The following is a 9,869-nucleotide window of genomic DNA, read 5'->3' on the forward strand; positions in this document are numbered from 1 at the left end:
CGCTCGACTTGCATGTATTAGGCACGCCGCCAGCGTTCGTCCTGAGCCAGGATCAAACTCTCAATAAAGTTTGGATGCGAACATCCTTATTAAAGCTGTTAAACAGCGATACTTTCAATCGTTATGACCCTTAGCTTTTATTGAAAAGTTGCCCTTTCAATCACGCTTGGCTTTTGTTTAGTTTTCAAGGTACAATTTTTCAAGGTACAATCTCTTAATCATTTAAGTCAATCGCTCAACAGCGACTTTCTTATTATATCAAGTTGCGAACATCTTGTCAACAACTTTTTTGCTGTGCTTTTGTTTCTTTCAAAAGCGACGCTATTAATATTAACATCGTAGTTTCATAATGTCAATATCTTTTTTGTTTTATAAAAACACGCCTCTAAACAACAGTAAGATTTATAATATCACTTCATTTATGATTCGTCAACAAAAAGTTTTAAATCCATAAATTAACGGGTAACACCTTTTTTCAAAGCGTTACCCGTTAATTTTCTTCCTAAAATGAAATAATTCCTATTATTAATGCCACGATGATCATAACAGCAGCTGAACCGCATGCCCATTTTAAGAACTTGCGCTGGAGATCGCCAAATTCTTCGCCTACCATCCCGACTAATAAATACGTCGAAGGAACAAGCGGGCTTAATAAGTGAACAGGAAGCCCAAGAAGTGATGCCCTGCCTATTTCTACTGGACTGACGCCATAAGAAGCCGCCGTCTTTGCGATGATTGGCAGCACGCCAAAGTAGAAAGCATCATTTGACATAAAGAAAGTAAACGGTGCACTTGCTATAGCCGTAATGATAGGGAAATGAGGCCCTAATGAAGCTGGAATATGAGAAATTAATACATGGGCCATCGCATCAACCATTTTTGTTCCAGAAAGAATGCCTGTGAAAATCCCTGCTGCAAAAACTAATGAAACAACGGATAAAGCATTTCCTGCATAAGAAGCAATGCGTTCTTTTTGCTGGGCCAATCTTGGGTAATTAATCAAAACAGCAATCGCAAACCCAATCATGAACAATACAGGAGTTGGCAGTACCTCAGTAATAAGACCAACTAAAAGAGCTGCAGTTAAAATGAAATTAATCCAGATTAATTTCGGGCGTTTAATATTAATGCCTTCAACAGCTGCAGCTTGCTGGTCAGCAATGCTTTGATCAACATCAATATCTAAAACACCGATTCTTTTCCGTTCTTTTTTGCCAAGAACATATGCAATAAAGAAAACAAAAAGGACGCCGCCGATCATTGATGGTATGACAGGAACAAACAGTTCAGATACATCAATATGCAAAGCCGTCATAGCCCTTGCTGTAGGCCCGCCCCATGGAAGTAAATTCATAACACCCGAGCCGGATACCGCGATGCCTGCCAATGTTAATGGCTTCATACCAATCCTTTTATACAGAGGCAGCATTGCAGAGATTGTGATCATATAAGTTGTCGTTCCATCGCCGTCCAAAGAAACAAGTACAGCTAAAATTGCTGTTCCGATAGCGATTTTTAAAGGATCTCCTTTAACAACTTTTAGTATTTTGGAAATAACGGGGTCGAATAGGCCCGCGTCAATCATGATGCCAAAATACAGGATGGCAAACAGGATCATGATACCCGTAGGCGCGACATCTTTCAGTCCATCCATCATCATCGTTCCAATGTTTTTGCCAAAGCCGCCAATGAGAGCAAAAATAACGGGTATCACCATTAATGCGATAAGTGCCGATAGACGCTTTGACATAATTAAATACATAAAAACAACAATCATAGCGTAACCAAGTATGGCTAACATTCTCATACCTCCTAAAAATTAAAATAAATTGCTTATTTTCAAACTAAAGGAAATAAATAATTTCCTTGTTTTCTGATTCAAAGTGTATAACATATTTTCAGTTTTGTAACCGTTTTCAATTTAAAGTGATTAAAGACAATTATAATTATTTTGTTCATTTTGTTCACGAAGACTTTTTTATAGTTTCATTTTAATTATGACTATCCATAAGTTATTAGAATTTTATTTATTTTCATTTGTATATTACCTTAATAATAAGGTAATAGTTTTTTTAATAGGAAAGGAGAGGTTAACATGCCTCAATCTATTGAAGAATTTGAATTTCTTCCAACCACCTGTATTTCAGATGCTATGAATGGTATGAATCATCTTGATCCGCTTATTAAATCCTTAAAAGAAGAATATCAAATATGCGGCAGAGCATTCACTGTCCAAGTGCCAATGAACGATAATCTTCTCGTCTTACAAGCGATTAAAGAGGCCCGTTCCGGTGACATTTTAGTTATAGATGCAAAAGGTGACCGGCATTTTGCTGTGGCGGGAGATTTTATTTTGGGAATGGCTCAGACATTAGGAGTAGGCGGCATCGTTGTCGATGGCGTTATTCGGGATATCGTTGATGTTAAAAAATTGGACTTTCCGGTCTTTTGTAAGGGAACAACGGTTGCAGCAAGTCAAAAATATGGCAGAGGTTCACTTAATGAACCCATTTCATGCGGAGGAAAAACTGTTCAGCCGGGGGACCTTATCATTGGTGATGCCGACGGTGTGGTTGTTGTGCCAAAAAACATTGAAAAAGAAGTCTATAAAAAAGCTTTGGATAAATTAAAGAAAGATGAAACCAGAGAAAATCGCGTATCAGGGAATCCTGAAGAGATTATTAATTATATTAACGGCATGCTTTCAAAGGAAAAATAAGAAAAAAGATATTGAAATTGCGCCTTTACCAGAAGGGCAATTTCAATATCTCAGTCCATTTTATATAAGATTTTTATAATATTTGCGCTCCGGCCGTCCGACGATACCGTATTCTACCTCCGCCCTGCAATAATTAGCGGAAATTAAGTATTCCAAATAGCGCCTTGCAGTTGTTCTGGATGCGCCCATCCTTTTACCAACCTGTTCAGCAGAAAGACCCTCATCACTGCTGCTTAGAACATCTAAAACTTTGCTAAGTGTCAGTTCATCAATCCCTTTTGGGAACTTTGTATCGTTGATCTGTTTATCTTTATATGACTTTCCAAAAAGTCTATCAACAAACTCTTGATCAATTTCATCTCGGGACTGAATAAGTTCCTTTTTTTCAATATACTCATTAATAATGTTAATGAAGCGCTCCATCGTTACGGGTTTAATTAAATAATTTTGCACACCATGATGCATCGCTTTTTCAAGAAATGCTTTATCTGTCGCGGCCGTAATCATAACAATATCGACATCTGGAAATTGGTGTCTTATTGTGGAAAGAAGATCAGTTCCCAGCTGGTCAGGCATATAGATATCCAGCAATATTAGGTCAACGCTATTTTCTTGTAAAAGTTCAAGAGCTTGTTCAGCATTTAAAGCTTTACCTATGACCTTAACCTCCGGAATTTTTTCAAGAAATTTTTCATGGATATCTGCCACCCGGAAGTCGTCTTCTACAATAAGCGTTTTAACCGGTTCCATTATTCAGCCCTCCTTTTGAATCTTTAGGAAGGTAAACTATAAAAATTGAGCCTTCCCCAATTTTGCTTTGAACTTCAATACATCCGCCTAATTCGTTAATTGCTTCCTTTACATTTGCCAGTCCAAACCCTCTTGGTTCATGACCGCTTTTGGTGGAAAACCCTCTGTTAAAAAGAAGCGATATATCTTCCTCATTTATACCAGCGCCATTATCAGTTATTTCAAAAATAATATCCTGTCCAAGATCTGTTGTGAAAAAATTAACGCAAGCGTCCTTTGTTCCAGCAACAGCTTCAAAAGCATTATCTATAAGATTTCCAATAATAATAATCAAATGAGAAAGAGTCATTTGCTTCGGTAATGATTGTAATGAACTATTTGAATCTATATCAAACCTTATCTTTTTTTCAGAAGCCTTTCCTAATTTCCCAAGAAGTATTGCTTGTACTTTAACATCTTTAATTTGATCAAATAAAATACGGTTTTGGAACTTAAGTGCTGCTGTTTCATCTTGAATCATATTCATTGCTTGTTCATATTCGCCTAACTGTATTAAACCCGACAAGACATACAATTTATTCGTAAACTCATGGGTTTGCGCCCGCAAGTCTTCTGAATACCTTCGAACTTCTGAAAGCGTATTGACCATTTGTTCAATCTCCGTTTTATCGCGAAATGATGCGACCACACCTATGACTTCTTTATTATTTTTGTCGAAAATAGGCGTACGGTTAACAATGACTGTCTTGTTTTTTAAAACCATCTCTTTATCGGCTTGCGGTTCTCCTGTTTGTAAAACTTCATACAAACGAGTTGTTGGAAGGATTTCTTCAACCTTTTTGTTATGAAAGTCTCCCGAGAAATTTAGAAGGTGCTTTGCGGTTTGGTTCATCATCGTAATGACCCCGTTTTTATCAACAGCAATAATCCCTTCTTTTACCGAGTGTAAAATAGCATTTCTTTCTTTGTAAAGAGCCGCGATTTGATAGGGTTCCAGTCCCATAGTATCTTTTCGAATGTTTCGTGCCAACAGTATACTCCCGAAAATAGATATAATAAGAACGGCAAGAGATATTAAACTTACTTTAATGATATTTTTAATAATTTGCACTTTAATATCTTCAAAAAGAAACCCTACTGATACTATGCCAACGATCTGACCGTTATGATTAAAAATAGCAGACTTCCCTCTTAGTGAAGTTCCCAGAGACCCCTTTGCTTTAGATATATAAGATTTGCCTAAAACCAGCGCCCGGTAATTATCTCCCCCAACCATTTTATGGCCGATTCTTTTGGGATTTGGATGGGAGTAGCGAATACTTTGCTTATTTCCGACTACAATAAATTCAGCACCTGTTTTCTTCCTAATTTTCTCAACAATTGGCTGAATAATCTTTGAAGGATCATCCGTATTAAAAGCATTGATGATCGTGGGCATCGTTGAAATTGTTTTTGAAATCTGCAGAGCCAGCTGTCCTTTTTGCTCTTCAATTTGCTCCCCTTCCATGTAAGTGAAAGAAGCTGTTAATAAAACAATAATTAAAAAAACGAGCGATAAAACAAGTCCAAGTATTTTTGTTTGCAGCGACATTTTAAACAGCCTCATCCCCTCCTAAGGCCCATTATACCATTGAAAAAGATATCTATTTAATGTATAAAAAGTAATTGAATGCTCTTTCCTGCCTTTGAATTTGTTAATGTTGCAATATTTGCAAGACCTTTTGAACAACCTCTATAAGAGAACATACATAGAACGCCCGCCAAGAACTATGGTCAAGATTATTCAATATGATACTACCGAAAAGATCTATATCTTTTTTGAAATGGGGTAAGAATACATGGAACCGTATATTATTTTAATTGTTATTGTTCTTCTTGGTATTTTTTCGAAGAATCTGGCTGTCTGGGCTGCAGGCGGCGTATTAATTATCCTTCGCCTCCTCCCTTTTGACCAGCCTCTGACTTGGGTTAGTCAATATGGTATGAAAATAGGGATAGCGATCCTGACTATGGGGGTACTGGCTCCAATTGCTTTAGGTAAAGTCCCGCTTTCTAATCTCTTGAATACAGTTAAAAGCTTTCAAGGGATCTCGGCTATTATTATCGGGGTTGGCGTTGCCTGGCTCGGGGGCAGAGGAGCCGGATTACTTACACAATATCCATATATTGTGACAGGTCTTATGATTGGCACAATCATTGGTGTAGCATTTTTCCGGGGAGTACCGGTTGGTCCGCTGATTGCCGCTGGAATATTATCTTTATTTGCCGGCTGGTTAAAATAGGTGGTTTTCATAACACTACATACTTACCCGGCAAATGACGCACAAACCGTATATATAAAAACAATCCCTTCCCGTTTACATGGGAAGGGATTGTTGCTGTTAAAGAATTAAACCTTTGCTATTTCTGTTTTTAAATTTCGGAGTCCCCGCTTAAAAATTTTAGCCATTGCGGTATATCCTTTAGGGGAGGGATGAATACCGTCATCATTTAATAACACACTTAAATCGTCACTTTCTTTAAATGCCGTCCGGACATCAATACTTAATATATCTTCTGATTTTATCAATTGCTTCAAAGCTCTGTTGTACATCCCATGCCAATGCTCAATCCCGCCGCAGGCTGCTATCCATTGTGCAATTGATTTATTATTAATCCTTGAAATATATTCATAATAACGTTTTGGATCTAATGGAAGCAAAGTAGATAAGACAGGCACAGCGCCGATTCCTTTAATCCGTTCTATTGTCCTTTTAACATTATTTAAATACCGGTCAAGAGGGACAATAGGTTCATGATTATCTTCCGGATGTTTTGCAACTTCATCCCAATGGAAATTACAATCATTACCGCCAATTTGAATCAGTACAACATCAGGCTTTTCCGAAATAACATCCTTGTCCAACCGTTTTAAAAGCAAGTCTGAATTATCATTAAAGACACCCTTATTAATGACTTCATTTTGATCCCCCAACAACTCCTGCAGGATCGACGGATAAGTTTCTTTTAAAATCCGCAGGCGTCCGCGAACATAAGAAACGCCTCGCGTTACACTATCCCCGAAACATATTATTTTCATGTCTATCATGCTCCTTATAAGAGTCTTACCATTGCTTAATAAGTCCAAGTGTCTAACCCAATTATAGCACATGCCGCTAATTCCCCTATTGTTTTCGGCTTAGATCGCAAATGAATTAAAATGCTTGATAATCAAGTCAATGTTATTTAATTAAAAAGAAAACTTCTATATAATGGGGATACATGATTTTTGACGCTATAGGCATTTATCGCCATTTTTTACAGGAATCATGCAAAATATATAAAAAAAGGGGGCAGAATTTGTGGAAGTCACTTTTAAGCAAAAAAAGCGGGTAAAGGCTAGAAAAGAACTTTTTAGTTTAGGTACCACGCATTTTATTAATGACTTAATGACTACCGGTGTCGTGCCGGCTCTCATGCCGTTATATAAGCAAGCTTTCCATCTTTCTTATACGCAGGCAGGTGCAATTTTACTTGTATCATCACTAACATCATCGGTCATGCAGCCGTTTTTTGGTCTTTTTACTGACAAAAGCCCAAAACCTTGGTTTTTGCCTATTGGTATTTTCATCACTGGATTAGGTCTTGCCGCCAGCGGGTTTATGCCATCTTATTGGCTGCTGCTTATTATGATAGGCATTTCGGGACTTGGTTCCGGGATATTCCATCCTGAAGCTTCGCGGGGCGCTCATCTTGCCGCCGGTCAGGCAAAAGGAACAGCTCAAGCGATCTTTCAAGTTGGCGGGAACTTTGGGCAAGCGGTTGGTCCTCTCATGTTGCCGCTATTTCTATTAGCTACCGGTGTAAAAGGTCTCGGATGGTTTTTATTATTTGGACTTGCCGGCTCTCTGATTATCGTTAAAATACTTCCATGGTACCGGCACAGCTTAGAAGAAGGTAAAAAGCGTAAAAAGGCTATTACGGGTCAAACGCATATTCTGGGTTTAGTCGGCTTGACGATCGTTGTTATTTTTCGCTCATGGACACAAATCGGCGTCGCCGGTTTCTTGCCGTTTTATTATTTACATCACAATATCCCGCTAAAAATAGGGGATATTCTTACCTTTTTGTTCTTGTTTGCCGGTGCGGTCGGTACATTTTTAGGCGGAAGGTATTCGGATAGAATCAGCCATAAATGGCTCCTTTTCATTTCTATGTTTATTACAATTCCGTTTGCATGGATCCTTCCTCATGTAACTGGTGTTCTGGCAGTTATTGATCTTTTGCTTTTTGGTTTCTTTATTTTATCATCATTTGCCATTACCGTTGTTTATGGACAAATGATGCTGCCTAACAACATTGGTTTGGCTTCGGGACTGATGATAGGTTTAGGTGTCGGCGCCGGAGGGATCGGCTCAACATTAATGGGATGGATTTCTGATACATACAGTGTTAGTGTTGTTTTTGATTTATTTGTGGTTTTACCGATTATTGGCACTATTATTACACTGTTTCTTCCAAGCGGGAAAAAACTCATGGGAAATAATGAACCTCAATCCAGCTAGGGTTGAGGTTCTTGTTATTTAAAATATACTTAATCCGTATCTTGCCGACATCATTTCTAATAACTTTATACCTGCGATGCTGTTGCCTTTATCGTCTAATGCCGGTCCGCATATGCCAATTCCTAATTTATTTGGGTAAGCGGCAATTATTCCTCCGGAAACACCGCTTTTGGCAGGAATACCAACTTTAATCGCAAATTCCCCTGAAGCATTATACATCCCGCATGTGACCATAAATGTTTTGACGATCCTTGAAATTTGTTTAGGGATAATCTCCCTGCCGGTTTCCGGATCTTTGCCTTCATTAGCAATCACCAAACCGATTCGCGCTAAATCATTGCAATTAACCTCTATTGCACATTGCTTTGTATAAAGATCAATTAATTCTTCAACGTCACCTTTAATAATGTGATGCTCCTTCATAAAATAGCATAGAGACCGGTTTAAATTTGCCGTTTTAAACTCGGATTCGGCAACTTTACTTGAATAAGTAATATGCGTTTTGCCTGTCATATCATGTACGAAGGCCAAAAGCCTCCCTAATTTTTCTTCAATCGTGTTACCGCTTAACATATTTGTAACAGCTAATGCGCCGGCGTTAATCATTGGATTTAACGGTTTAGACGGTACCATCGTTTCAAGTTTGGCAATAGAATTAAACGGATCACCCGTCGGCTCCATGCCGACCCTTTCGAATACATAGTCTTCACCGTTATCCATAATTGCCAATGCCAATGTCAGCACTTTCGATATACTTTGCAAAGTAAAAGTTTTCTCAGTATCCCCGGCAGCAAGGCATCTGCCGTCTGTATAGTGAACAGCAATTGATAAGGCGTTTGGATCAGCTTGTCCCAAAGCCGGAATGTAATCTGCTACTTTACCCTTGCTTGTATAGGTTCTCGCTCTTTCTACGAGTTGATCTAATTCTTCGCTTTTTTCGCATTGCGTTATCATAATCACATCACCTTTACATTTAATCCTCGTCAGCATAAAAATCATACTATAGTTGCAAATAAAATACATCCTTTGAAGGAATAAAATTTATACTTATTAACCTAGGAAATCAAGCGATTAAATTGATATAATATGGATTGATAAGAAATAATAAGGATGATACCGATGAAAATATGTCTGATTAACGGAAATTCACAAGATGAATCCACTACTCGTAGTTTAGTTCAGATCGCACAATTTATGTTAGAAAAACGTCAAATAGAAACCCTTTTTTTTGATGTAAGCATTCATGAATTGCCGATATTTAAAATAGATCATAATGAACATGCTGAGGTTAAGAAATTAAGGAGCTATGCAAGCCTCGCTGATGGCTTTTTTATTTGTACACCCGACTACCATAACGGTATGAGCGGCGCGCTTAAAAACGCCCTGGATTACCTTGGAAAGCCTTATTTTAAAGGAAAACCTGCTGCTATTGCTGCAACAGCCGGAGGAGGTAAAGGCGGGATTAATGCGCTTAACAACTTACGCATTGTCTTAAGAGGCATGCACGCTTTAACGTTATCTGAGCAAATTGTCATTGATGACCAATATTTTGACAATGAATCAAAGCTGATTGATAAAAACATAAACGAACAATTAGATGACATGATTGATCAATTAATTAACATCACAAGCCGTATTAATCCATCTCAGTTGTGTTAGACAAAATGTCCTAACCAAGTACAATTTAGCCGGCACTTGATTTGGAAAAACTTGGCTCTGCCAAGTTTTCTTTATTGTTTAGGAAACTATAAAATGTCGACTTGTGGATAATTGTTCGGTAAAATGTTCGTAGATTTACCTTGGGGTGGGAACATGGGGAAACATAAAAGTGGTGTTATTAAACAAATTCTAAAAGA

General features: G+C 38.0%; 9 protein-coding genes and 1 rRNA gene. 4 read left to right on the forward strand and 6 right to left on the reverse strand.

Translation table 11 applies throughout. The annotated features are described in order from the left end of the window. Window positions 1–68, reverse strand: a 16S ribosomal RNA gene (locus tag ACFQRG_RS16580); the annotation flags it as partial. Between the two features lie 434 nt (window positions 69–502). After that, entirely contained in the window at window positions 503–1,801 is a 1,299-nt protein-coding gene (locus ACFQRG_RS16585; RefSeq protein WP_380968063.1) for a CitMHS family transporter, read from the reverse strand. A gap of 294 nt (window positions 1,802–2,095) precedes the next feature. Here ACFQRG_RS16585 and ACFQRG_RS16590 point away from each other — a divergent pair, with 294 nt between their 5' ends. Further along, the gene (locus ACFQRG_RS16590) at window positions 2,096–2,719 is read left to right on the forward strand and encodes an RraA family protein (protein ID WP_380968065.1); all 624 of its coding nucleotides are present in this window, start codon (window positions 2,096–2,098) and stop codon (window positions 2,717–2,719) included. Window positions 2,720–2,779: 60 nt separating this feature from the next. Here the strand turns inward: ACFQRG_RS16590 and ACFQRG_RS16595 are convergent, their stop codons facing one another. Together ACFQRG_RS16595 and ACFQRG_RS16600 are read right to left on the reverse strand one after the other, a co-directional pair. Next, window positions 2,780–3,469, reverse strand: a complete 690-nt coding sequence (locus tag ACFQRG_RS16595) for a response regulator (RefSeq protein WP_380968067.1) — start codon at window positions 3,467–3,469, stop codon at window positions 2,780–2,782. Continuing rightward, on the reverse strand, window positions 3,456–5,075 hold the full coding sequence (locus ACFQRG_RS16600) for an ATP-binding protein (RefSeq protein WP_380968069.1): 1,620 nt from the start codon (window positions 5,073–5,075) through the stop codon (window positions 3,456–3,458). The genes ACFQRG_RS16595 and ACFQRG_RS16600 overlap by 14 nt, the downstream gene beginning before the upstream one ends. Before the next feature lie 232 nt (window positions 5,076–5,307). Between ACFQRG_RS16600 and ACFQRG_RS16605 the strand changes: the two genes are divergently transcribed. Continuing rightward, window positions 5,308–5,751: a DUF441 domain-containing protein gene (locus ACFQRG_RS16605; protein WP_380968071.1), complete on the forward strand. Its 444-nt coding sequence runs from the start codon at window positions 5,308–5,310 to the stop codon at window positions 5,749–5,751. 107 nt (window positions 5,752–5,858) lie between these two features. Here ACFQRG_RS16605 and ACFQRG_RS16610 read toward each other — a convergent pair whose 3' ends face one another. Further along, complete coding sequence (locus ACFQRG_RS16610) at window positions 5,859–6,548, reverse strand: SGNH/GDSL hydrolase family protein (protein ID WP_380968073.1); 690 nt, start codon at window positions 6,546–6,548, stop codon at window positions 5,859–5,861. Between the two features lie 262 nt (window positions 6,549–6,810). Between ACFQRG_RS16610 and ACFQRG_RS16615 the strand changes: the two genes are divergently transcribed. Continuing rightward, complete coding sequence (locus ACFQRG_RS16615; protein WP_380968075.1) at window positions 6,811–8,013, forward strand: MFS transporter; 1,203 nt, start codon at window positions 6,811–6,813, stop codon at window positions 8,011–8,013. 18 nt (window positions 8,014–8,031) lie between these two features. Here the strand turns inward: ACFQRG_RS16615 and glsA are convergent, their stop codons facing one another. Then, complete coding sequence (gene glsA, locus ACFQRG_RS16620; protein WP_380968077.1) at window positions 8,032–8,967, reverse strand: glutaminase A; 936 nt, start codon at window positions 8,965–8,967, stop codon at window positions 8,032–8,034. Between the two features lie 165 nt (window positions 8,968–9,132). Between glsA and ACFQRG_RS16625 the strand changes: the two genes are divergently transcribed. Beyond that, on the forward strand, window positions 9,133–9,672 hold the full coding sequence (locus ACFQRG_RS16625) for an NADPH-dependent FMN reductase (RefSeq protein WP_380968079.1): 540 nt from the start codon (window positions 9,133–9,135) through the stop codon (window positions 9,670–9,672). The last annotated feature ends 197 nt before the right edge of the window (window positions 9,673–9,869 follow it).

The sequence above is a fragment of the Scopulibacillus cellulosilyticus genome, assembly GCF_042665295.1.
Taxonomy (GTDB): Bacteria; Bacillota; Bacilli; order Bacillales; family Sporolactobacillaceae; genus Scopulibacillus_A; species Scopulibacillus_A cellulosilyticus.